Genomic DNA, 22098 nt, shown 5'->3' with positions numbered 1-22098 from the left:
TCCCCGCCGGACGGCCCCTGGCCATGGCTCGTGGCCGTTTCGCTGGGCGCACCGCGCGCGCCACCGGCGGATCACCGGATTGGCCCCCTTCGACGTCCCCTTGCGGCGAGCCACTCGATATCAAGGGGGATAGATGCCGTTATGTGGCATTTGTCGCTCGATGAGGAGGCATCCCGATGGATGCGACTGCTTCGACCATGAACGACGCCGCCCGCACCCCGGCGGCCGGAGACGACCAGGCTCCGATCCACATTCTCTGGATCAACGCCGGGCTGAGTTGCGACGGCGACTCGGTGTCGCTGACCGCGGCGACGCTGCCCAGCATCGAGGAGATCGTCCTGGGCGGCCTCCCCGGGCTCCCCAAGATCGAGGTGCACTGGCCGCTGATCGACTTCGAATGCGGGCCGGTCGGGGGCGCCGACACCTTCATCGAGTGGTTCTTCAAGGCCGAACGCGGCGAACTCGAGCCGTTCGTCCTGGTCGTCGAGGGGTCCATCCCCAATGAGGCGATCAAGGCCGAGGGCTACTGGTGCGGCTTCGGCGACAACCCCGAGACCGGTCAGCCCGTCACCACCAGCGAGTGGATCGACCGGCTGGCGCCCAAGGCCCTGGCCGTGGTGGCCATCGGCACCTGTGCCACCTACGGCGGCATCCACGCCATGGAGGGCAACCCCACCGGCGCCATGGGCGTGCCGGACTACCTGGGCTGGGAGTGGAAGTCCAAGGCGGGCATCCCGATCGTCTGCGTGCCCGGCTGTCCGATCCAGCCGGACAACTTCGCCGAGACGCTGACGTACCTGCTCTACCAGGCGGCCGGTTCCGCGCCGATGATCCCGCTCGACGACAAGCTGCGCCCGGCGTGGCTGTTCGGCGCGACGGTGCACGAGGGCTGCGACCGGGCCGGCTACTACGAGCAGGGCCAGTTCGCCGACCGCTACGACTCGCCGCAGTGCCTGGTGAAGATCGGCTGCTGGGGCCCGGTCGTCAAGTGCAACGTCCCCAAGCGCGGCTGGATGGACGGCATCGGCGGCTGCCCCAACGTCGGCGGCATCTGCATCGCCTGCACCATGCCGGGCTTCCCGGACATGTTCATGCCGTTCATGGACGAGCCGCCCGGTGCGCGGCTGTCCAGCACGGCCAGCGGCATGTACGGCGCCGCGATCCGCCGGCTGCGCTCCATCACGGCCAAGACGGTGGACCACGAGCCCAAGTGGCGCCGCACCGGCCGCAAGCTCACCACCGGCTACAAGGCGCCGTGGTGACCCCACCGCACAGCCCCGGCCACTGACCACCCACCTCCCCCGCTTGACGAAGGGCACGCACACACCATGGCTCCGAAGACGAAGACGGCCGGAGACGGCAGTGGCCTGATGGAGATGTCCTGGGATCCGATCACCCGGATCGTGGGCAGCCTCGGCATCCACACGAAGATCGACTTCAAGCAGAAGCGCGTCGCGGAGTGCTACAGCACCTCGTCGGTCTTCCGCGGCTACAGCGTCTTCATGCGGGGCAAGGATCCCCGCGACGCGCACTTCATCACCAGCCGCATCTGCGGGATCTGCGGCGACAACCACGCCACCTGTTCGGTCTACACGCAGAACATGGCGTACGGCGTCAAGCCGCCGAACCTCGGCGAGTGGATCATCAACCTCGGCGAGTCCGCCGAGTACATGTTCGACCACAACATCTTCCAGGAGAACCTGGTCGGGGTCGACTACTGCGAGAAGATGGTCCGCGAGACCAACCCGGGCGTCATGGAGCAGGCCAACCGCACCGAGGCCCCGCACGCCGCCGAGCACGGCTACCGCACCATCGGCGACATCATGCGCTCGCTCAACCCGCTCGAGGGCGAGTTCTACCGCGAGGCACTGCAGGTCAGCCGCTACACCCGCGAGATGTTCTGCCTGATGGAGGGCCGGCACGTCCACCCCTCCACGCTCTACGCGGGCGGCGTCGGCACCATCGCGTCGGTGCAGCTGTTCACCGACTACCTCACCCGGCTCATGCGGTACGTGGAGTTCATGAAGCGCGTCGTCCCGCTCCACGACGACCTCTTCGACTTCTTCTACGAGGCCATGCCCGGTTACGAGGAGGTCGGCCGCCGCCGTGTGCTGCTCGGCTGCTGGGGCGCCCTCAACGACCCGGACCACTGCGACTTCACGTACGCCAACATGACCGACTGGGGACGGAGGATGTTCGTCTCCCCCGGCATCGTGGTGGACGGGAAGCTGGTCACCAACGACCTCACGCAGATCAACCTGGGCATCCGCATCCTCCTGGGCAGCTCCTACTACCAGGACTGGGAGGGCCAGGAGCAGTTCGTCACCCACGACCCGCTCGGCAACCCGGTCGACCCGCGGCACCCGTGGAACCAGCACACCATCCCCGCGCCGCAGAAGCGCGACTTCGACGACAAGTACAGCTGGGTGATGTCCCCGCGCTGGTTCGACGGCAAGGAGCACCTGGCGCTGGACACCGGCGGCGGCCCGCTCGCCCGGCTGTGGTCCACCGCGCTCAACGGGCTGGTCGACATGGGCTACGTGAAGGCCACCGGGCACAGCGTGGTGATCAACCTGCCCAAGACGCTCACCAAGCCGGAGACCACCTTCGAGTGGAAGATCCCGCAGTGGAGCAACGCCATCGAGCGCAACCGGGCGCGCACCTACTTCCAGGCCTACTCCGCCGCCTGCGCCCTCCACTTCTGCGAGAAGGCGCTGGAGGAGGTCCGCGCGGGCCGCACCCAGACGTGGGAGAAGTTCGAGGTCCCCGACGAGAGCATCGGCGTGGGCTTCACCGAGGCGGTGCGCGGCGTGCTCTCGCACCACCTCGTCATCCGCGACGGCAAGATCGCCAACTACCACCCGTACCCGCCGACCCCGTGGAACGCCAGCGTGCGCGACACCTACGGCACCCCCGGCCCGTACGAGGACGCGGTGCAGAACACCCCGATCTTCGAGGAGAACACCCCGGAGAACTTCAAGGGCATCGACATCATGCGCGCCGTGCGCAGCTTCGACCCCTGCCTGCCGTGCGGCGTCCACATGTACGTCGGCGGCGGGCGGACCGTCGATAAGATCCACGTCCCCACCGGCCTGAGCGGTATGGCCGGATGAGCGCCGAGCAGACGGCCCGGCGCGTCGAGGAGATCCTCAACGCGTTCGCGACCTCCGGCGACGGCGAGACGGCCGCCGCGGCGGAGGAGCTGGTGCGCACGCTCATGGAGTTCTACGGCGCGGGCCTGGCCCGCGTCGTCACGCTCCTGAAGAACGGGGCCGCCGATCCGCTCGCCGCGCTGCTGGCCGACGAGATGGTGGCGGGCCTGCTCACGCTGCACGACCTGCACCCCGAGGACACCCTGACCCGGGCCGGCCGGGCGGTGGACGCCGCCCACGCCGGCGCGACGGTGGGCATCGAGCACTTCGACGCCGAGACCGGCACGCTGCGGCTGGTCGCCCGCGAGGACGGCGGCTGCGGCTGTCCCAGCACCATGGACGCCACCCGGCAGCGCATCGAGGCGTCGCTGTCCTGCTACGCCCCGGAGGTGACGGCGGTCGAGATGCCCCGCTCCGGCCCCGCCGCGGGCGAGCCGGCGCTGCTGCAGATCGGCAACCGCCCGCCGGGGGCGCCGTGAGCGCGGGCACCGCGGGGGCCGGGCTGCGCCGCTTCGTGGCACCCCGGCCGCCCGCCGCCGAGCGGTGCGAACTGTGCGGGGTGGAGCTGACGGGCGGTCACCGGCATCTGGTCGACACCGACAAGCGCGCGCTGGCCTGCGCCTGCGTGCCGTGCGCGCTGCTCCTCGAGCGGCCCGGCGCGGGCGGCGGCCGCTTCGCCTCCGTGCCCGACCGGCTGCTGAGCGACCCGGCCTCGGTGCCCGACGCGACCGCCTGGCAGCGGCTGCGGATCCCGGTCTCGGTCGCCTTCTTCTTCCACAACTCGGCCCTGGACCGGCCCGTTGTCCTCTACCCCAGCCCGGCCGGCGCGACCGAGAGCGAGGTCGACGCCGACACCTGGCGGGCCGTGTTCGGCGGCTCCCCGCTGGCCGGCGCCCTGCGGCCGGACGTGGAGGCGCTGCTGGTCCGCCGCGACTCCCGCGGCGAGGGCGGCGAGGGCGGCGAGGGCGGCGAGTGCTTCCTCGTCCCGGTCGACCGGGCCTACGAGCTGGTGGGCCGACTGCGCCTGAACTGGCAGGGATTCGACGGCGGTTCCGGCGCCCGCGCCGAGCTGGCCGCCTTCTTCGACGACGTACGACGGCGGGCCGTACCGGTGCCGCGGGAGGGGTTGCCGACGTGACCGAGCTGGGCTTCAGCTGCACGGGCGTACGGGCCGATCCGTACGCGGCCGGACCGACGCTGGTCTTCCGGCTGCGGATCACCGCCTCCGGAGGGGAGCGCGTGCACGCCGTGGCGCTGCGCTGCCAGTTGCGCATCGAGCCGGCGCAGCGGGCGTACGGCGACGCGGAGGCCGAGGGCCTCGGCGACCTGTTCGGCGAGCGGGAGCGATGGGGCAGCACCCTGCAGCCGCTGCAGTTCGCACAGGTGTCGCTGATGGTGCCGGGCTTCACCGGCGAGACCGAGGTGGACCTGCCGGTGCCGTGCACCTACGACATGGACGTCGCCTCGACGAAGTACTTCGAGGCCCTGGAGGACGGCGAGGCACCGCTGCTGCTGCTCTTCTCCGGCACCGCCTTCCTCGGCCCCGGCGGCTTCCAGGTGCAGCCGGTGCCCTGGGACCAGGAGGCCGCGTGCCGCATGCCGGTCGCGGTGTGGCGCGAGACGATCGACGCCCACTTCCCCGGGTGCGGCTGGATCCGGCTGCCCCGCACGGCGATGAACGCGCTGCGGTCCTTCCGCAGCAGTCGCGCGCTGCCCTCCTGGGAGGCGACCGTCGAGGCCCTGCTCGACGGCGTCTCCGCCCCGGCCGGGGGAGCCGCGCGATGACGGCCGTCGTGGAACGCTTCGCGACGGCCCGGCAGGCCGCCGACGCCGTGCTGTTCGAGGGTTATGTGCTCTACCCGTACCGGGCGTCCTCGGCGAAGAACCGGTTGCGCTGGCAGTTCGGGGTGCTGGTGCCCCCGGCGTGGGCGGCCGCGTCCGGCGAGCCCGTCCTGCAGCGCACCCAGATCCTGATGGAGCCGCGCGCGGATGCCGTGCTCCACACGGAGCTGCGCTTCCTGCACGCCCAGCGCCGTACTGTGGAACGCGCCCTGGACGACGGGGGGTTCGAGCCGGCCGAGGCACTGGAGCTGCCCGACCGGGTGCTCGTTCCCTGGGACGAGGGCGTGGCGGAACGCGTCGAGGTGTCCGTCGGCATCGCGTCGCTCACCGGCGAGGACCTCGTCCTCCCCTTCACCGTGCCCGCGACGGAGGAGACCGAGATCGTCACCGGCGCCGACGGCACCCCCACGGGACGGGTCGTCCGCCGCCGGGAACGGCTCGAGGGCCTCCTGCGGATCGCCGCGGAGGAGCTGCCCGGCCCCTACCAGGTGCTGCGGCTGACCGCCGTGGTGGAGAACACCGGGCGCGCCCCGGCCGCGAACCGGGACGAGGCGCTGCCGCACGCGCTGGTCTCGGCCCATCTGATGCTGGGTCTGTCGGCCGGTTCCTTCATGTCGATGACCGACCCGCCGGAGTGGGCGAGGGCCGCCGTCGCCGAGTGCCGCAACGAGCACACCTGGCCCGTTCTGGCGGGTGACGACGGTGCCCCGGACGTGGTGCTGTCCTCGCCCATCATCCTGGAGGACCATCCGCGGATCGCCCCGGAGAGCCCGGGCGCGCTCTACGACGCCACCGAGATCGACGAGATCCTGGCGCTGCGCACCGCCGCCCTCACCGACGACGAGAAGCGGCAGGCGCGCGGCACGGACGACCGGGCGGCCGCCGTGATCGACCTGGCCGACTCCATGCCGCCCGAGGTGATGGAGCGCCTGCACGGCGCGGTCCGCGCGCTGCGCGAGGTCACCGGGCCGGACGCCGCACCCGTCGCCCCCGGCACCCCGTGGTGGGATCCGGGTGCCGACGCCGCCGTCGACCCCGGCCGGGACCGCGTCATGGTCGGGGACACCTGGGTGGCGGCCGGCAGCCGGGTCGTGCTGCGCCCCGGGCGACGGCGCACCGACGCCCAGGACCTGTTCCTGCACGGGCGCAGCGCCCAGGTGGAGGCGGTGCTGCACGACGTGGACGGCGGGGTGCACCTCGCGGTCACCGTCGACGGCGATCCCGGCGCCGAGATCCGCCGCGAGCAGGGCCGGTTCCTGTACTTCCAGCCCGACGAACTGGCTCCCCTGGAGGACGCGTGAGCAGCGGAGGCGTGCTGGTCGCCGGCATCGGCAACATCTTCCTGGGCGACGACGGCTTCGGCGTCGAGGTGGTGCGCCGGCTGTCCGGCCACCCGCTGCCCGACGGCGTCCACGTCACCGACACCGGTGTGCGTGGCGTGCATCTGGCCTACCAACTCCTCGACGGGTACCGCAGCGTGGTGCTGGTCGACGCCGTCGCCCGCGGCGGCGCCCCCGGCACGCTGCACCTCATCGAGGCGCCGGCGCCCGGCGCCTCCGACCCGGGCGAGGTGATCGTCGACGGGCACCGGATGACCCCGGACACCGTGCTCGCGCTGCTCGACACCCTCAGCGCCGGGACGGGCGCCCCCAGGCCATCCCGCTTCCTGGTGGTGGGCTGCGAGCCGGCCTCGATCGAGGAGGGCATCGGCCTGAGCGCCCCCGTGGCCGCCGCCGTGGACGAGGCCGTGCGCCTGGTGCTGCGGGTCGTCGCCGAGGAGTGCGGCCGGGCCGCGGACCCGCACGCGGTGGCCCGACCGGCCGCCCGTGCCCAATGAGCACCGACGAGCAGAAAGGAGCACCCCGCCATGTGGAAGATCGCCCTGGGCGCTGTGGGCGCGGCCCTGGCCGCCCTCGCCATGTCCCGCGTCCTGCCCGACGTGAAGCGGTACATGCACATCCGGTCCATGTGAGGCCGAACGGGTAGGCCGCCGCCGGGCCGGCGGCGTGGCGGGCCGGGTGCCCCCGGAACCGGGCCTCTAATGGAGCCGCGTGAGCCCGGGGCACCGCCCGGCGGTAGCCGGGGGCCCGGCCGGCACCCGCACACCGGAGAAGAGACCGATGCACGAGATGTCCATCGCAGTGGCGGTGGTGGAGCAGGTCGAGGAGGCCGCCTCCCGGCTCGCGGACGGCGCCGGGGCGGCTCCCTCCGCGGAATCCGTCCACCTGGAGGTCGGCGAACTCGCCGGTGTCGTGGCCGACGCCCTCGCCTTCAGCTTCGGCCTGGCCTGCACGGGCACCGTCCTGGAGGGCGCGGTCCTCACCACCGAGACCGTCCCCGGCCGGGCCCGCTGCGCGCGCTGCGAGCGGGACTGGCCCACCGGAATGCCCCCGCAGTTGAGCTGTCCCGGCTGCGGAAGCGCGGCGACGGAGCTGCTGTCGGGTCGTGAACTGCGGATCACCGAGGTGCGGTGGGCCGAGCCGCGCCCGCTGGCCGCCACACTCCCCGAGGAGCGCTGAGAGCCATGTGCAAAGTGACCAACCTGCGGCAGGCCGTGCTCGCCCGCAACGACCGCGGGGCGCAGGACCTGCGGGCGGAGCTCGCCGCGCGCGGGACCGTCATGGTGAACCTCCTGTCCAGCCCGGGCAGCGGCAAGACCGCGCTGCTGGAGTCCGAGCTGGGGCTTGCCCGGCTGCGCGGGGTGCCGGTGGCGGCGCTCACGGCCGACCTCGCCACCGAGAACGACGCGACCCGGCTCGCCCGCTCGGGTGCCCCGGTACGGCAGGTGCTCACCGACGGGCTGTGCCATCTGGAGTCGGAGATGGTGCGCTCGCACGTCGACGCCTGGCTGCCCGAGGGGACGCACCTGCTGTTCGTGGAGAACGTCGGCAACCTCGTCTGCCCCGCCTCGTACGACCTCGGCGAGTCGCTGCGCGTGGTGCTGGCCTCGGTCACCGAGGGCGAGGACAAGCCGCTGAAGTACCCGACGGCCTTCGGCCTGGCGCATCTCGTGGTCGTGACGAAGTACGACATCGCGGAGGCGGTCGGCTTCGACGAGTCGGCCTTCCTCGCGGCGGTCGCCCAGGTCAACCCGGGTGTGGAGGTGGTCCGTACGTCCTCGCGGGACGGCGAGGGCGCCGGGATCCTGCTGGAGCGGGCGCTGGCCGTGCACGCCGGGGCAGCGGCGCACCGGCCCGTGATGGCACGCACCGCGGTGGGGCACAGCCACGACGCGCACGCGCACGACGCCGGCCACACGCACGCGGCGGGGCACTCGCACCCGCACCCGCACTCCACCGGGCACACCCACTCCGTGGGCCACACGCACTGATGCCGGATCAGCCGGGACCGGCGGCGGAGGCCGCGCAGCGCCGCAGGGTGCTGGTGCGGGGCGTGGTGCAGGGGGTCGGCTTCCGGCCGTTCGTCTTCGGACTGGCCCGCGAGCTGGGGCTGGCCGGCCATGTCGGCAACACCGGCGACGGCGTCATCGCCGAGGTCGAGGGAGCCCCGGCGGCGGTCGCGGCCTTCTGCGACCGGATCGGCGCGGACGCGCCGCCGCTGGCCGTCGTCGAGTCGGTGTCGCACCGCCTCGTCCCGCTCGCGGGCGGCGCGGACTTCACCATCACAGCGTCCCGCCCCGGCGGCGCCGCCTCCCGCACCCTGGTCTCCCCCGACACGGCCACCTGCGAGGCGTGCCTGGCCGAGCTGCGCGACCCGGCGGACCGCCGTCACCGGCACCCGTTCATCACCTGCACCCACTGCGGGCCGCGCTTCACGATCGTCACCGGCCTGCCCTACGACCGCCCCAACACCACGATGGCCCGCTTCCCGATGTGCGCGAAGTGCCGGGCCGAGTACGAGGATCCCGCCGACCGCCGCTTCCACGCGCAGCCCGTCTCCTGCCACGAATGCGGTCCCCGGCTGCGGCTGGTGGTGCCGGGCGATGGATCCCGGGCGGTGACGGACCCGGTCGGGGAGGCGCGGCGGCTGCTGGGGGCGGGCGGGATCGTCGCGGTGAAGGGGCTCGGCGGCTACCACCTGGCCTGCGACGCGGGCAACGAGGAGAGCGTACGGCTGCTGCGGGCACGCAAGAACCGCGGCGACAAGCCGTTCGCGCTGATGGCCCGGAATGTCGCGGACGTCGAACGGCTGGTCCATGTCGGCCCGGCCGAAAGGGAGTTGCTGGGCGGCGGGCGGCGGCCGATCGTCCTGCTGCGGCGGCTGCGGCCCGCCGCCGAGGTGGCGGAGGCCGTGGCGCCGCGGGTCGCCGACCTCGGGGTCATGCTGCCGTACACGCCGGTCCACCATCTGCTGCTGGGGCTGCCGGGCGACCCCCCGGGACCCCGATTGCTGGTGATGACCAGCGGCAATCTGGGCGGTGAGCCCATCGTCACCGACGACGAGGAGGCACTGGAGCGGCTGGCGGGACTCGCCGACGCGTGGCTGACGCACGACCGGCCCATCCATGTGCCGTGCGACGACTCCGTGGTGCGGATCTGCGACGGCGAGGAGCTGCCGGTGCGGCGCTCGCGCGGATACGCACCGTTCCCGGTGCCGCTGCCCGTACGGGTGCGTCCGGCGCTGGCGGTGGGCGGCGACCTCAAGAACACCTTCTGCGTGGGCGAGGGCCGGCACGCCTGGATGTCGGCCCACGTCGGCGACATGGACGACCTCGCGACACTGGCGGCCTTCGCGGACGCGGAAGGCCAGTTGGAGGACATCACCGGCGTACGGCCCGTACTGCTGGCCGCGGACCGGCACCCTGGCTACCGCTCGGTGGGCTGGGCGCGGCGTTCGGCGGGGGCCCGGCCGCTGCGGCAGGTGCAGCATCATCACGCCCACGTCGCGGCGGCGATGGCCGAGGCCGGGCTGGACGGGACGCGTCCGGTCATCGGTGTCGCCTTCGACGGCACGGGCCATGGCGACGACGGGGCGGTGTGGGGCGGGGAGTTCCTGCTCGCCGACTACGACGGTTTCCGGCGCCCCGCCCACCTGGCGTATGTGCCGCTGCCCGGCGGCGACGCCGCGGTGCGCCGCCCGTACCGCATGGCGCTGGCGCATCTGCGTGCGGCAGGCATCCCCTGGGCTCCGGACCTGCCGTGCGCGGCGGCCTGCCCGGCGGGCGAGCAGCGGGTACTGGCCCGCCAGTTGGAGCGGAACCTGCACTGCGTGCCGACCTCCAGCATGGGCCGGCTCTTCGACGCCGTCGCTTCGCTGGCCGGGGTGTGCCACGAGGCGGGCTACGAGGCGCAGGCCGCGGTCGAACTGGAGGCGGCGGCCCTGACGGCCGGCGAACTTCCTTTGGAAGGGTACGAGTTCGCGCTGCGCGAGGGCGACGGGGCGGGCGGGGCGACCGCCTGCGACCCGGGCCCCGTGCTGGCCGGCGTGGTCGCCGACCTGCGCGCGGGCGTGCCCGCCGCGGTGATCGCGGGGCGCTTCCACCGGGCGGTGGCCGACCTGGTGCGGCGGGTGTGCGCCGCCGTACGGGAACGCGACGGCACCGGCACCGTGGCGCTCAGCGGCGGGGTGTTCGCCAACGCGCTGCTGTCCTCCGCGTGCGCGCGGGACCTGCGCGCGGACGGCTTCACCGTGCTGCGTCACCGCCTCGTGCCGCCCAACGACGGCGGCCTGGCGCTCGGCCAGCTGGTCGTCGCGGCCCGCGGCGGCCCGTCGACCACCCACCCCCCACAGCGAGGAGAGAGCTGATGTGCCTGGCGGTACCCGGCAAGGTGCTGGAGATCGAGGAACGTGACGGCACCAAGATGGCGACAGTCGACTTCGGCGGCGTGGTGAAGGACGTGTGCCTGGAGTACCTGCCCGACCTCCAGGTCGGCGAGTACGCCATCGTCCACGTCGGTTTCGCGCTGCAACGGCTCGACGAGGAGTCGGCGCGGCAGACGCTCGCGCTCTTCGGGAACCTCGGGCTGCTGGAGGAGGAGTTCGGCGACCCCTGGCAGCAGGCGGCGGCCGAGGCGGGAGCGACATCGGAGTCGGGAGCGAAGTCGGAGGCGGAGCGGTGAAGTACATCGACGAGTTCCAGGACCCCGGGCTGGCCCGGCGGCTGCTGGACGACATCCACGCGACCGTCACGCGGCCGTGGGCGCTGATGGAGGTGTGTGGCGGCCAGACCCACACCATCATCCGGCACGGGATCGACCAGTTGCTGCCGAAGGAGGTGGAGCTGATCCACGGCCCGGGCTGCCCGGTCTGCGTGACCCCGCTGGAGGTCATCGACAAGGCCCTGGAGATCGCCTCCCGCCCCGGTGTGATCTTCTGTTCCTTCGGCGACATGCTGCGTGTGCCCGGCACGGGGCGCGACCTGTTCGGCGTCCGCGGCGAGGGCGGTGACGTACGCGTCGTCTACTCCCCGCTGGACGCGCTGCGCATCGCCCGGGAGAACCCCGACCGCGAGGTCGTCTTCTTCGGGATCGGGTTCGAGACCACGGCCCCGCCCAACGCGATGACGGTGTACCAGGCGAGGAAGCTCGGCATCCGCAACTTCAGCCTGCTGGTCTCCCATGTGCGCGTCCCCCCGGCGATCGAGGCGATCATGCGCTCGGCGGAGTGCCGGGTGCAGGGATTCCTGGCGGCCGGTCATGTGTGCAGCGTGATGGGGACGGAGGAGTACCCGGAGCTGGCGGACGGCTTCGGCGTGCCGATCGTCGTCACCGGCTTCGAGCCGCTGGACATCCTGGAGGGCGTGCGCCGCGCGGTGCGCCAGCTGGAACGCGGCGAGTACCGGGTGGAGAACGCCTACCCGCGCGCCGTGCGCCCGGAGGGCAACCCGGCGGCGAAGGCGATGCTCGCGGACGTCTTCGAGGTCACCGACCGCGCCTGGCGCGGTATCGGCGTCATCCCCGACAGCGGCTGGCGGCTGTCGGAGCGGTACCGGGAGTACGACGCCGAGCACCGCTTCTCCGTCACCGGCATCACCACGCGGGAGCCGGCCGCCTGCCGCAGCGGCGAGGTCCTGCAGGGCCTGATCAAGCCCCACGAGTGCGAGGCGTTCGGCGGAGTCTGCACGCCCCGCACCCCTCTCGGCGCCACGATGGTCTCCAGCGAGGGAGCCTGCGCCGCGTACTACCTCTACCGCCGCCTCGGCGGCACCAGCGCACCCCTGGAGGCGAGCCCCGTTGGCTGAGATCGCTGACACCCTTGCCGCGGCGGACTTCGCCGGCTGGACGTGTCCCGCGCCGCTGCGCGACCAGCCGCGGGTGGTGATGGGCCACGGAGGCGGCGGCGCGCTCTCCGCCGAGCTCGTCCGCCACGTCTTCGCCCCCGCCTTCGGCGGCCAGGCGCTCGCCGGGCTCGCCGACTCCGCGGTCGTGACACTGGGCGGTGCCCGGCTGGCCTTCTCCACCGACTCGTACGTGGTGCGGCCGCTGTTCTTCCCGGGCGGCAGCATCGGCGACCTCGCCGTCAACGGCACGGTCAACGACCTGGCGATGAGCGGGGCCGGGGCCGCCTTCCTCTCCTGCGGCTTCATCCTGGAGGAGGGGGTGGAGATGCCGCTGGTGGCCCGGGTCGCCGAGGCGCTCGGCGCGGCCGCGCGCACCGCTGGGGTGGAGATCGTCACCGGCGACACCAAGGTCGTCGAGGCCGGGCACGGGGACGGGGTGTACATCAACACCGCCGGCGTCGGGCTGATCCCCGACGGCGTCGACATCCGGCCGCAGCGCGCCGAGCCGGGCGACGTCGTCATCGTCAGCGGGGAGATCGGGGCGCACGGCGTCGCCGTGATGAGCGTGCGGGAGGGGCTGGAGTTCGGGGTCGAGGTCGAGAGCGACTGCGCGGCGCTCGGCGGTCTCGTCGAGGCGATGCTCCGGGTCACCCCGGACCTGCACGTGCTGCGCGACCCCACACGCGGCGGACTCGCGGCCGCCCTCAACGAGATCGCGGCCGCCTCGGGCGTGGGCGTCGCCCTCCAGGAGCGGGCGGTGCCCGTGCCGTCCGCGGTGGCCAACGCCTGCGCGGTACTGGGCCTGGACCCGATGTACGTCGCCAACGAGGGCAAGCTCGTCGCCTTCGTCCCCCGCGCGGCGGCCGAGGAGGTACTCGCCGCGATGCGCGCTCATCCGCTGGGCGCGGACGCGGCCGTCATCGGCGAGTGCGTGGAGGATCACGCGGGGATGGTCGTCGCCCGCACGGGCCTCGGCGGGACGCGGGTGGTGGATCTGCCCCTCGGCGAGCAACTGCCGCGGATCTGCTGATCAGCCGGCCGGAACGGGCGGCGTACGGTGCGTGCGCCGCCCGCCGGCTGCCGGCAGCGGTCGGCGCTTCGCGGAGAGGAGTTCGCCGTGCCCCGCCCTCACCCGACGCTCCCGAACGGTTCGCCGGCGTGGACGCGGCCCGCCACACCTGCCGCGGCCCCGGCCCGGGAGATCGACGGGCCCGGTACTCCATGAGGCCCCCGTCCACCGGGAGGGTGGCGTGACGTTCCGGCACCCCGTTGAGCGCACCGGCGACGAGGACGGCCGGGGACGGTTCGAGCGGCTGGCCGAGCGGGCGTCCAACTTCACGGCGTCACCGGTCTTCTACGGCGTCTGCCTGCTGCTGGTGATCGCCTTCCTCGTCGTCCACGCTCTCGGCCTGCCCCTGCACTGGCAGCTCTTCACCGCGGATCTGATGACGGCGATCACCCTGCTGCTGCTCGCCCTGCTCAAGAACACCGAGCGCCGTGCCGAGCACGCCGTCCAGCGCAAGCTCGACGCGATCGCCGCCGCCCTGCTGGAGCAGGGCGCCACCTCCCACGAGGCGCGGGACGCGCTGCGCGAGGTGATCGGCCTCCACGAGGACGCCTGATGACCTGGCTCGTCGTCAATTCTGACGTATCGTCAAACATTGTCGGCGACAACGGGGCTGGCGGTGCATCACCTGATCGCCGGTACGCCAGGTCACTTTCGCGGCGCACCGCGCCCACGTCCCCGACCTGCGGTGACTACGGAAGGCGCGGGTGTCCGCGCCGCCGCACACCGCTCCACGCCCCCGCTTCGAGTGGCAGGCCCCGCGGGGTGCTGCTTTGCTCCGCGTGGAGCGGCCCGCCACTGGGACGACTCCCTCTCCCGCCGGTTCGACTCGGAGGCTGCCCCATGCCCACAACACGCGTTCTCGGCGGTGTCGCCGCGGCCGCGGCCGTCATCTGCCTCAACGTCCCCACGGCCGCCGCCACCGACTTCTCCGACACATGGGTGACGCCCTACTACGTCAGTCCCGGGATGCGGGTGACCGTGATCACCGCGGCCTGCGGCCGTGACGCCTATTACTCCAAGGGCCAGTCGGAGGCCGGCGGCCAGGTCAATCTGCTCCCCTCCGGGAGGCGTGGCCTGCTGTCCGGCAGCTTCCGGGTGCCGTACGACACCCCGCCCGGCTGGTACACGGTGACTCTGCGGTGCCCGCCGCGCACGCAGGCCACGGCCTCCTTCAAGGTGGTGCGTCCCCACCGGGGCGGCGGGATGTCCCGCGGGGGCGGCTGCGGTGACTTCGCCCCGGTGGAACGGCGCTCCGTCAGCCGGTGACGCTCGGCGCCCCCGTCTCGATGTGACCGGTGACGCACCGGGCCCATGAGGCGTGGGAGCCGATCGTGACCGTGAAGTCGTACCAGCCGGCGGAGCAGGCGACGGCGTCGAACCAGTCGTCGACGCTGCCGCCGGCCGGTACGGCGTAGGTCCAGGGCCCGTCGGTGCGGTACTGGTTCGCCTTGATCGTGAAGGTGACCGCGGCGGCCGAGGTACTGGTCATGCGGAACCGGACCGCCCGCTTGCGGGAGTCCGGCGCGGCGGCGTACGAGGGGACGGCCTCGCAGTAGTGGTCGAAGCTGCGGTTGTCCTGCATCAGGACCACCACGTGCTTCACATCGGTGATCGTGCCGGTGGCGGCGGTGGCGGCAGCCGACCTCCCCCGGGGCGGCGAGGGCCGGTGCTCCCGTCTGCGCGACGGCGGCTCCCGCGGACGGGGCGACGAATCTCCGGCGGCTGACACCCGTCGTTCACCCATTCCTTGTCGACCCGACGGCGGCGGGGACGGGGACGGCGGGTGAATGTCCGGGGAACGGCCCTCCGCCGACCTTTTTCGCGCTTCCGGGTGGCGATCGGCGTCCGGACGGCAGAGTCTGGAGGGCAGAGGGGGCGCGAGGCGGCGCCGACGGCGGTGGCGGCGCGTGAGCGAGGAGACGACATGCGAGAGAACGAGATGGGTGACGAGGTCTACCAGCCGGACGGGTCAGAGGTGCAGGACGACGCCGGGCTGCTGGAGCCCGAGGACACCCTGGACTACCACGGTGTCGACCAGATACTCGACGAGGGCTACTCACCGCCGGAGCGGCCCTGGGCGGTGAACAAGGCGGCCACCACCGCGGCGGGCCGCCTCCAGGGGGAGACGCTCGACGAACGCCTGGCCGAGGAGCTCCCGGACCTGCCGATCCCCGACGGGGACGGCATCGGGGACGCCTGGGACACCGACGGGGAGCTGATCGACGCCGAGGTCGGAGGGCCGCGCGCCGGGCGGCTGGTCGCCCCCGACGAGGGGGCGCACTACGAGACCGAGGGCATGGTGGCGCACGACATCGGCATCGACGGGGCGGCCGCCTCGGCCGAGGAGGCCGCGATGCATCTCGTTCCGGAGTCCGAGGAGTACTGAGAGTACTGCCGGCGCTGACCGCGTTCTCGCAGCTCACGCGGCCGGGGAATCGCCGGCCGTCCCTTTGTGGCCGCCATCGGCCCCGGACGGGGCCCGGAGGCTGCACTGCAGGGGCGGCGCCCCGATGGCGCAGTAGTGCTTGCACGGGGGCTCCGGCTTGACAGGCTCCTCGGGAGTTTCCTTGAGCACGTCGGAGCGGATGCCGAACCAGGCCAGCAGGGCCCCCACCACCAGCAGCCCGGCGCAGATCACGACCGCGACGTGGAAGCCGCGGCCGAAGGCGGCCGGGTCCTCGTAGTCCTCGCCGGAGAGCCCGGCCATCAGCGGCAGGGCGGCCACCGCCAGCAGGCCCGCCGCGCGGGCCACCGCGTTGTTGACGCCGGAGGCGGTGCCCGCGAGCCGTACGTCGGCGGAACCGAGGACGGTGGCGGTCAGCGGGGCGACGGTCGCGGCCAGGCCCAGGGCGAAGACGGAGACGGCGGGCAGGACGTCGGCGACGTAGGACGCGTCCGCGCCGATCCGCAGCATCAGCAGCAGGCCGACGGCGGAGATCGCCGGGCCCACGGTCATGGGGATGCGCGGGCCGATGCGCTCCGCGAGCCGCCCGGCGCGCTCGGACAGCGCCAGCATGATGACCGTGACGGGCAGCAGCGCCGTACCGGACGCCAGGGCGGAGTACCCGGCCTGGGTCTGCAGTTCCAGCACCAGGAAGAAGAACACGCCGCCGAGCGCCGCGTAGACCGCGAACGTCACCAGGTTCGCGGCGGTGAACTGGCGGTTCGCGAAGAGCCGGGGCGGCAGCATGGGGTGCGGGCTGCGCCGCTCGGTCACGACGAATCCGGCCAGCGCGGCCACGCCCGCCACCCCGGAGACGGCGACGGCCGCGATGTCGGGGTGGCTTCCCCCGGCGGCGATGAGGGCGTAGGTGATCCCGGCGAGCCCGAGGGCGCCCAGGGCGGCGCCCGCCACGTCGAAGCCGCCGGTGACGCTCTCGTCGCGGCTCTCCGGGACGTGCCGCGCCGCGACGGCGATGACCAGGGCCGCGAGCGGCAGGTTGATGAAGAACACCCAGCGCCAGCTGACGGCGTCCACCAGCCAACCGCCGAGCAGCGGCCCGAGCGCGCCCGCGATGCCGCCCAGCCCCGACCAGACGCCGATGGCGCGGGCCCGGTCCTGCGACGCGAAGGACGCCTGGATCAGGGCCAGCGACCCCGGGGTCAGCAGCGCACCGCCGACGCCCTGCAGGGCACGGGCGGCGATCAGCATCTCGATGCTCGGCGCGATGCCGCACAGCAGCGAGGCCAGCGCGAACCACACCGTGCCGATCATGAAGACCTTGCGCCGCCCGAAGCGGTCGCCGAGCGAGCCGCCCAGCAGGATCAGGGCGGCGAGGGTGAGGGTGTAGGCGTTGATCGTCCACTGGAGGCCGGCGAGCGTGGCGCCGAGGTCCTTGCCGATCGTCGGAAGGGCGACGTTGACGACGGTGCCGTCGAGCAGCGTCATCCCGGAGCCCAGGACGACCGCCGCGAGGACCCACCGCCCGGCGGACCCGCCCAGCGTCAGCGTCCCGGCCCGGTCCGTCGCGCGTACGGCTTCCGTCATCGCAGCCTCCGCCATCCCCCGTCGTCCCCGCGGGTCCTCACCGAATCTACCCCGGGGGCCGCGGTATCGCGTGGCGATGGAACAGGCCCGGAACGCCCCCTCGGATCTCCGGTTCCGATCATCGCGGGGCGCGGGAATCCCGCGCCCCGGGAAGCGTTGCATCAAGGGTGACCGCACTTCCGCTGCCCCGGATCCCGTTCTCCCTCCTCGACCGCTCCCCCGTTCGCAAGGGCGCGGAACCCGCGCAGGCGCTCCGCGACACGGTGTGGCTGGCGCGGCACGCCGAGGAGCTGGGCTACCACCGCTTCTGGGTGTCGGAGCACCACGGGGTACCGGGGGTGGCGGGTTCGGCGCCGGCTGTCCTGGCCGCGGCGGTGGCCGCGGCGACCGACCGGATCAGGGTGGGCACGGGCGGGGTGATGCTGCCCAATCACCGGCCGCTGGTCGTTGCGGAGCAGTTCGGGGTGCTGGAGTCACTCTTCCCCGGGCGGATCGACATGGGGCTGGGCCGGTCGGTGGGCTTCACCGACGGGGTCCGGCGGGCACTGGGGCGGGACGCCCGCGCGGCGGACGACTTCGAGGAACTCCTGGCGGAGTTGCTCGGCTACTTCACCGGCCGGCCCGGCGGCGGCACCGCGGTGCACGCGCGGCCTCCGGAGGGCATGCGCGTACCGGCGTTCGTGCTGGCCACCGGGGCGGGTGCGGCGACGGCCGCGGCCTTCGGGCTGCCGCTGGTGATCGCGGCGGTGCGCGGCGAGGAGCGCATGCGGGAGGCGATCGAGGGCTACCGGGCGGCGTTCCGGCCGTCGGCGTGGGCAGAGCGGCCCTATGTCGTGATGTCGACGACGGTTTCCGTCGCGCGGACGACGGAGGCCGCCCGGCGGTTGCTGGTGTCGGAGGCCTGGTCGCTGGCGCACTCGCGTACGCACGGCGAGTTCCCGCCGCTCCTGCCGCCGGACGAGGTGCTGGCGAGGCCGATGACGCCGCGCGAGCGCGATCTGTTCGAGGGCACGCTGTCGGGCGGCGTCCACGGGACCGAGGAGGAGGTGGCCGGCGCGCTGTCCGGCCTGGTGGGCCGCACCGGGGCCGACGAGGTGCTGGTCACCACGGCCGGCTACGACCGGTCCGCGCTGCTGGACTCGCACCGCCGCCTGGCACGGCTGGCGGGGCTCACCGCGGGGGCCGTGGCGGCGCGCTGACGGGCCGTCCGGGACGCCCGCCGCCGCACTTCCTGACGGCAGGTCATGAGGAGCACCTCATGAGAGGGCCCCGGACGCGGTCACGCATCCGGGGCCGGGACGAGGGGGCGCCCTCAGACCGAAGGACCCTCGTACACGTCGTCGTTGCGGCCCTCGGCGAACTCCCACCACGACAGCGGCAGCCAGTCGCCGTCCACGAAGGCGTCGACGGAGGAGCCGAGCCCGCTGATCGCCACGCGGGTGCCGACCGGGTACACCGTGCCGGACAGGCCGGGTACGGGGACGAGCAGCGTTCCTGAGCGCTGGGCCATTTTTCCCGCCTTTCCTCGCGGTCAATCGCAAATCGCCATATTTACCTGAAGAATAGCTGGCTTGTCTCGTACTGCCCAAGGAGGGAGCATGAGAAATAGGTCACATAAGCCACGAATCAGACATCAATCGGAGGTGTCACGTGAAGGCAGTCGTCTACAAAGGACCGTTCGAAGTAGCCGTCGAGGAGGTCACCAACCCCCGCCTGCAGCACCCCAACGACGTGATCGTCCAGGTGACGTCCACCGCGATCTGCGGCTCCGACCTGCACATGTACGAGGGCAGGACGGCCGCGGAACCCGGCATCGTCTTCGGTCACGAGAACCTGGGCATCATCGACCAGGTCGGCGAGGGTGTGACGACCCTCAAGCAGGGCGACCGCGTGGTCATGCCCTTCAATGTCGCCTGCGGATTCTGCAAGAACTGCTCGGCGGGTTTCACCGGCTTCTGCCTCACGGTCAATCCGGGATTCGCCGGAGGCGCCTACGGTTATGTGGCCATGGGCCCCTGGCCGGGCGGTCAGGCCGAATACGTGCGCGTACCGTACGCGGACTTCAACTGTCTGAAACTGCCGGAGGGCACGGCGAACGAGACCGACTTCGTGCTCCTCGCCGACATCTTCCCGACCGGCTACCACGGCTGCGAGCTCGCCCAGGTCTCCCCGGGTGAGAGCGTCTCGGTGTACGGCGGCGGCCCGGTCGGGCTGATGGCCGCGTACTCCGCCATGCTGCGCGGCGCGGCCAAGGTGTTCGTCGTGGACCGCGTGCCGGAGCGGCTGCAGAAGGCCGAGCAGATCGGTGCCATCCCGATCGACTTCACCAAGGGCAACCCGGTGGAGCAGATCAAGGAGCAGATGAACGGCCAGGGCACCGACAAGGGCGTCGACGCGGTCGGCTACCAGGCCCAGGCCGGCGGAGCGGGCCGCGAGGAGCCCGCGGCGGTGCTGAACTCCCTGATCGACACCGTGCGCGCCACCGGGGCGCTCGGCATTCCCGGTCTGTACGTGCCGTCCGACCCCGGGGGCCCGGACGACCAGGCCAAGAGCGGCCGGCTGCTGGTCGCGATCGGCCGGCTCTTCGAGAAGGGCCTGCGGCTGGGCACCGGGCAGTGCAACGTCAAGCGCTACAACCGCCAGCTGCGCGACATGATCATCGAGGGCCGCGCCCGCCCGAGCTTCGTGGTCTCACACGAACTGCCCCTGGCGGACGCGCCTTCGGCGTACGAGAAGTTCGACAAGCGGATCGAGGGCTACACCAAGGTCGTCCTCCACCCCGGGCAGGGGTGACCCGGCCCGCGAGTGGTCAGCAGGCCTCCGGCCCCTGGGCGTCATAGGGGCCGGACGGGCTGGCCTCCAGGGTGTACGTGTACAGGTCGAACTCGACCAACCCGTCCGCACCGGTGGTGACCCGTGGCGGACGGGTTCCGGGATACCGGGAGGCGATCACGTCGGCGACCCTGTGCGCGGTCGCGGCGTCGGCCGCGGCGATGCGCACGTAGGCCACTCCCGGTTCGTACAGCGGTCCGAGCTGTTCGGTCATGCTGCTCCCCTTGTCCCGTCCGTCCGGCGGATTACCGCTGGAGACAGCCCGTTGGTCGTCGCGGTTGCCCGCGCGGGCCGGATTCACTCGAAGATGTCACGCCGGGGCTCAGGACAGCAGGAAGTCGGCCTTCCCGTCCTTGGCGCCCTGGATGAACATCTTGATCTCGTGGTCCGTGTAGATCAGGGCCGGCCCGTCGGGGTCGGTGGACTGCCGCAGCGCGACCCTGCCGTCCGCCAGTTTCATGGCTTCCACGCAACTTCCCCCGTTGCCGCCGCTCCACGGCTTGTGCCAGCCCTCGGTACCGAGGTCGAGGGCGCGCATGCCGTTGTATATGCGGTCGTCCATGTGTGTCAGATCTCCTTGCGGATGCCATCGAGGATGGCTGCGGTGCTGTGTGCGGGCGCGGCTTGCGCGCACATCCGGTCAAGGGCCTCGAGGAAGGCCGAGACGTCGTCGCGGTCGTCGAGGTAGGCGGCGCCCACCAGGCTCTCGGTGAACACGACGTCCGGCAGTTCGCGGACCTGGAACCGGAAGATGTGGAAAGGCCCGTACATCGCCGGGTGCGGCCCGGCGTCGAAGGGCATGATCTGCAGTCTCACCTGCGGCATCGCGCACGCCTCGGCCAGCCGGTCCAGCTGGGCGCGCATGACCTCGGGGCTGCCGATGGGACGGCGCAGCACGGTCTCGTCCATCACCACCCACAGCAGCGGGGCGTCCGGCCTGGCGATCAGCGCCTGCCGCTCCAGCCGGAGTGCGACGAGGCGGTCGATCTCCTCCGCCGGGGCTCCCGGTCGGCCGGCCCTCAGCACGGCTTGTGCGTACTCCTCGGTCTGCAGCAGGCCGGGGACGTAGTGCGGCTCGTAGGCGCGGATGATGACCGCCTCGCCCTCCAGGCTGACGAAGGCGCTGAACCAGGACGGCAGGACGTCGCGGTAGCGGTGCCACCAGCCGGGGCGGTTGCCCTGCCGGGCCAGATCGATGAAGGCCGCGGCCTCGGCGGCGTCGACGCCGTACAGCGCCAGCAGCTTCTCGACATAGGGGATGCGCAGGCCGACCTCGGCCTTCTCCATCCGGCGCACGGTGGCGTGCGTGACGTCCAGCGCCCGCGCGGCCTCCTCGTACGAGTGGCCGGCCTTCTCCCGCAGGTCGTGGAGGCGTTTGCCGAGGATGACGCGGAGAACCGTCGGCGCCCCGCCCGCCCTCGCCTCACCCACGATGCATCTCCCGCATGGCAGCAGTGTGCCATGTCAGGAATGGAACAGACACCCTGTACCGACGATTGTGCAATTTGCAGAATGGCCCCTTGCCTTCTGTGCAAGCAGTGGCCATAGTTGCCTGTGTGCTCTATGCCCTCAGCGCCCGGGACACCTTCCGGCTCCGACTGCCGGCGCAGGCCTCGTCGGTCGGCGTCGCACGCCGCCAGGTGCGCTCCGCGCTGAGCCGGTGGGGTCTGGAGGGGCTGGGCGACGACGCCGGCCTCGTGGTGAGCGAGCTGTTCACCAACGCCGTGGTGCACAGCGGCAGCGACCACGTCGCGTGCCTGCTCTGGACGGCCGCCGGGAAGCTGCACGTCGAGGTCGTCGACGAGGGCCGCGGCCCCGCGGGCCCGCTGGCACGCCGGGCCGCCGACGGCGACGAGAACGGCCGCGGGCTCGCGCTCGTCGCCCATTTGGCCGAAGGCTGGGGAGTACGGCCCCCGGCGCACGGCATCGGTCGCACCGTGTGGGCGATCCTCTCCTGCGCCCGTGCCGAGGCCTCCCGCCGCAGCGGCTGAACACCCGGTGACGCGCGGCCGGCATCCGCGGGAAAGCAGCCGAC

Annotated in this window: 26 protein-coding genes; 20 read left to right on the top strand and 6 right to left on the bottom strand. The window is 72.7% G+C overall.

The window, feature by feature from the left end; translation table 11 throughout:
• Positions 1-197 precede the first annotated feature (197 nt).
• From ACWDAS_RS15515 to ACWDAS_RS15440, 16 genes are all read left to right on the top strand, one after another.
• Complete coding sequence (locus ACWDAS_RS15515) at positions 198-1262, top strand: NADH-quinone oxidoreductase subunit B family protein (protein WP_450390649.1); 1065 nt, start codon at positions 198-200, stop codon at positions 1260-1262.
• A 66-nt stretch (positions 1263-1328) separates the two neighbouring features.
• Positions 1329-3113, top strand: a complete 1785-nt coding sequence (locus tag ACWDAS_RS15510) for a nickel-dependent hydrogenase large subunit (protein ID WP_450390237.1) — start codon at positions 1329-1331, stop codon at positions 3111-3113.
• Positions 3110-3631, top strand: a complete 522-nt coding sequence (locus ACWDAS_RS15505) for a hypothetical protein (protein WP_450390234.1) — start codon at positions 3110-3112, stop codon at positions 3629-3631. The genes ACWDAS_RS15510 and ACWDAS_RS15505 overlap by 4 nt, the downstream gene beginning before the upstream one ends.
• Positions 3628-4290, top strand: a complete 663-nt coding sequence (locus ACWDAS_RS15500) for a DUF5947 family protein (protein WP_450390232.1) — start codon at positions 3628-3630, stop codon at positions 4288-4290. Before ACWDAS_RS15505 ends, ACWDAS_RS15500 begins: the two co-directional genes overlap by 4 nt.
• A complete protein-coding gene (locus tag ACWDAS_RS15495) occupies positions 4287-4937 on the top strand; it encodes a DUF6084 family protein (RefSeq protein WP_450390229.1) in 651 nt (216 codons plus the stop codon). The genes ACWDAS_RS15500 and ACWDAS_RS15495 overlap by 4 nt, the downstream gene beginning before the upstream one ends.
• Positions 4934-6295, top strand: coding sequence for a hypothetical protein (locus tag ACWDAS_RS15490; RefSeq protein WP_450390227.1), 1362 nt, complete (start codon positions 4934-4936; stop codon positions 6293-6295). Before ACWDAS_RS15495 ends, ACWDAS_RS15490 begins: the two co-directional genes overlap by 4 nt.
• Positions 6292-6831: a hydrogenase maturation protease gene (locus tag ACWDAS_RS15485; RefSeq protein ID WP_450390224.1), complete on the top strand. Its 540-nt coding sequence runs from the start codon at positions 6292-6294 to the stop codon at positions 6829-6831. The genes ACWDAS_RS15490 and ACWDAS_RS15485 overlap by 4 nt, the downstream gene beginning before the upstream one ends.
• Before the next feature lie 30 nt (positions 6832-6861).
• Positions 6862-6966, top strand: coding sequence for a DUF6893 family small protein (locus tag ACWDAS_RS15480; RefSeq protein WP_450390223.1), 105 nt, complete (start codon positions 6862-6864; stop codon positions 6964-6966).
• Positions 6967-7114: 148 nt separating this feature from the next.
• A complete protein-coding gene (locus ACWDAS_RS15475) occupies positions 7115-7513 on the top strand; it encodes a hydrogenase maturation nickel metallochaperone HypA/HybF (RefSeq protein WP_450390220.1) in 399 nt (132 codons plus the stop codon).
• A 5-nt stretch (positions 7514-7518) separates the two neighbouring features.
• A complete protein-coding gene (gene hypB, locus ACWDAS_RS15470; RefSeq protein WP_450390218.1) occupies positions 7519-8325 on the top strand; it encodes a hydrogenase nickel incorporation protein HypB in 807 nt (268 codons plus the stop codon).
• On the top strand, positions 8325-10700 hold the full coding sequence (gene hypF / locus ACWDAS_RS15465; protein WP_450390215.1) for a carbamoyltransferase HypF: 2376 nt from the start codon (positions 8325-8327) through the stop codon (positions 10698-10700). Before hypB ends, hypF begins: the two co-directional genes overlap by 1 nt.
• The gene (locus tag ACWDAS_RS15460) at positions 10700-11014 is read left to right on the top strand and encodes a HypC/HybG/HupF family hydrogenase formation chaperone (protein ID WP_450390212.1); all 315 of its coding nucleotides are present in this window, start codon (positions 10700-10702) and stop codon (positions 11012-11014) included. Before hypF ends, ACWDAS_RS15460 begins: the two co-directional genes overlap by 1 nt.
• Entirely contained in the window at positions 11011-12135 is a 1125-nt protein-coding gene (gene hypD, locus ACWDAS_RS15455; RefSeq protein WP_450390209.1) for a hydrogenase formation protein HypD, read from the top strand. The genes ACWDAS_RS15460 and hypD overlap by 4 nt, the downstream gene beginning before the upstream one ends.
• Before the next feature lie 79 nt (positions 12136-12214).
• Complete coding sequence (gene hypE, locus ACWDAS_RS15450; RefSeq protein ID WP_450390646.1) at positions 12215-13204, top strand: hydrogenase expression/formation protein HypE; 990 nt, start codon at positions 12215-12217, stop codon at positions 13202-13204.
• Positions 13205-13424: 220 nt separating this feature from the next.
• Complete coding sequence (locus ACWDAS_RS15445; RefSeq protein ID WP_450390207.1) at positions 13425-13796, top strand: low affinity iron permease family protein; 372 nt, start codon at positions 13425-13427, stop codon at positions 13794-13796.
• A gap of 287 nt (positions 13797-14083) precedes the next feature.
• Positions 14084-14509, top strand: coding sequence for a sortase (locus tag ACWDAS_RS15440; protein ID WP_450390205.1), 426 nt, complete (start codon positions 14084-14086; stop codon positions 14507-14509).
• Here ACWDAS_RS15440 and ACWDAS_RS15435 read toward each other — a convergent pair.
• Complete coding sequence (locus ACWDAS_RS15435) at positions 14499-14846, bottom strand: phospholipase domain-containing protein (protein WP_450390202.1); 348 nt, start codon at positions 14844-14846, stop codon at positions 14499-14501. The two genes, ACWDAS_RS15440 and ACWDAS_RS15435, sit on opposite strands and share 11 nt — an antisense overlap.
• A gap of 321 nt (positions 14847-15167) precedes the next feature.
• Between ACWDAS_RS15435 and ACWDAS_RS15430 the strand changes: the two genes are divergently transcribed.
• A complete protein-coding gene (locus tag ACWDAS_RS15430) occupies positions 15168-15629 on the top strand; it encodes a DUF5709 domain-containing protein (protein WP_450390199.1) in 462 nt (153 codons plus the stop codon).
• Positions 15630-15662: 33 nt separating this feature from the next.
• On the opposite strand, the gene ACWDAS_RS15425 is transcribed toward ACWDAS_RS15430, so the two are convergent.
• On the bottom strand, positions 15663-17231 hold the full coding sequence (locus ACWDAS_RS15425; RefSeq protein WP_450390197.1) for an MFS transporter: 1569 nt from the start codon (positions 17229-17231) through the stop codon (positions 15663-15665).
• A gap of 167 nt (positions 17232-17398) precedes the next feature.
• Between ACWDAS_RS15425 and ACWDAS_RS15420 the strand changes: the two genes are divergently transcribed.
• Complete coding sequence (locus ACWDAS_RS15420) at positions 17399-18430, top strand: MsnO8 family LLM class oxidoreductase (protein ID WP_450390194.1); 1032 nt, start codon at positions 17399-17401, stop codon at positions 18428-18430.
• Between the two features lie 113 nt (positions 18431-18543).
• On the opposite strand, the gene ACWDAS_RS15415 is transcribed toward ACWDAS_RS15420, so the two are convergent.
• The gene (locus tag ACWDAS_RS15415) at positions 18544-18741 is read right to left on the bottom strand and encodes a hypothetical protein (RefSeq protein ID WP_450390191.1); all 198 of its coding nucleotides are present in this window, start codon (positions 18739-18741) and stop codon (positions 18544-18546) included.
• Between the two features lie 140 nt (positions 18742-18881).
• Here ACWDAS_RS15415 and ACWDAS_RS15410 point away from each other — a divergent pair, with 140 nt between their 5' ends.
• On the top strand, positions 18882-20024 hold the full coding sequence (locus ACWDAS_RS15410) for a glutathione-independent formaldehyde dehydrogenase (protein ID WP_450390189.1): 1143 nt from the start codon (positions 18882-18884) through the stop codon (positions 20022-20024).
• Between the two features lie 16 nt (positions 20025-20040).
• On the opposite strand, the gene ACWDAS_RS15405 is transcribed toward ACWDAS_RS15410, so the two are convergent.
• The 3 genes from ACWDAS_RS15405 to ACWDAS_RS15395 form a co-directional block, all read right to left on the bottom strand.
• On the bottom strand, positions 20041-20277 hold the full coding sequence (locus tag ACWDAS_RS15405; RefSeq protein WP_450390186.1) for a hypothetical protein: 237 nt from the start codon (positions 20275-20277) through the stop codon (positions 20041-20043).
• Positions 20278-20385: 108 nt separating this feature from the next.
• Positions 20386-20625: a DUF397 domain-containing protein gene (locus tag ACWDAS_RS15400; RefSeq protein ID WP_450390184.1), complete on the bottom strand. Its 240-nt coding sequence runs from the start codon at positions 20623-20625 to the stop codon at positions 20386-20388.
• Positions 20626-20630: 5 nt separating this feature from the next.
• Positions 20631-21494, bottom strand: coding sequence for a helix-turn-helix domain-containing protein (locus ACWDAS_RS15395; protein ID WP_450390182.1), 864 nt, complete (start codon positions 21492-21494; stop codon positions 20631-20633).
• 125 nt (positions 21495-21619) lie between these two features.
• On the opposite strand from ACWDAS_RS15395, the gene ACWDAS_RS15390 reads away from it, so the two are divergent.
• Entirely contained in the window at positions 21620-22054 is a 435-nt protein-coding gene (locus ACWDAS_RS15390) for an ATP-binding protein (RefSeq protein WP_450390180.1), read from the top strand.
• Positions 22055-22098: the final 44 nt, after the last annotated feature.

The organism is Streptomyces sp. NPDC001070 (assembly GCF_053598835.1).
This window is presented reverse-complemented; position numbering and strand designations above follow the sequence as displayed.

Coding starts and splice junctions, on each gene's coding strand:
- ACWDAS_RS15515 (WP_450390649.1), top strand. CDS start 198: ATGAACGACGCCGCCCGCACCCCGGCGGCCGGAGACGACCAGGCTCCG.
- ACWDAS_RS15510 (WP_450390237.1), top strand. CDS start 1,329: ATGGCTCCGAAGACGAAGACGGCCGGAGACGGCAGTGGCCTGATGGAG.
- ACWDAS_RS15505 (WP_450390234.1), top strand. CDS start 3,110: ATGAGCGCCGAGCAGACGGCCCGGCGCGTCGAGGAGATCCTCAACGCG.
- ACWDAS_RS15490 (WP_450390227.1), top strand. CDS start 4,934: ATGACGGCCGTCGTGGAACGCTTCGCGACGGCCCGGCAGGCCGCCGAC.
- ACWDAS_RS15480 (WP_450390223.1), top strand. CDS start 6,862: ATGTGGAAGATCGCCCTGGGCGCTGTGGGCGCGGCCCTGGCCGCCCTC.
- ACWDAS_RS15475 (WP_450390220.1), top strand. CDS start 7,115: ATGCACGAGATGTCCATCGCAGTGGCGGTGGTGGAGCAGGTCGAGGAG.
- hypB (WP_450390218.1), top strand. CDS start 7,519: ATGTGCAAAGTGACCAACCTGCGGCAGGCCGTGCTCGCCCGCAACGAC.
- hypF (WP_450390215.1), top strand. CDS start 8,325: ATGCCGGATCAGCCGGGACCGGCGGCGGAGGCCGCGCAGCGCCGCAGG.
- ACWDAS_RS15460 (WP_450390212.1), top strand. CDS start 10,700: ATGTGCCTGGCGGTACCCGGCAAGGTGCTGGAGATCGAGGAACGTGAC.
- hypE (WP_450390646.1), top strand. CDS start 12,215: ATGGGCCACGGAGGCGGCGGCGCGCTCTCCGCCGAGCTCGTCCGCCAC.
- ACWDAS_RS15440 (WP_450390205.1), top strand. CDS start 14,084: ATGCCCACAACACGCGTTCTCGGCGGTGTCGCCGCGGCCGCGGCCGTC.
- ACWDAS_RS15430 (WP_450390199.1), top strand. CDS start 15,168: ATGCGAGAGAACGAGATGGGTGACGAGGTCTACCAGCCGGACGGGTCA.
- ACWDAS_RS15425 (WP_450390197.1), bottom strand. CDS start 17,231: ATGACGGAAGCCGTACGCGCGACGGACCGGGCCGGGACGCTGACGCTG.
- ACWDAS_RS15415 (WP_450390191.1), bottom strand. CDS start 18,741: ATGGCCCAGCGCTCAGGAACGCTGCTCGTCCCCGTACCCGGCCTGTCC.
- ACWDAS_RS15405 (WP_450390186.1), bottom strand. CDS start 20,277: ATGACCGAACAGCTCGGACCGCTGTACGAACCGGGAGTGGCCTACGTG.
- ACWDAS_RS15400 (WP_450390184.1), bottom strand. CDS start 20,625: ATGGACGACCGCATATACAACGGCATGCGCGCCCTCGACCTCGGTACC.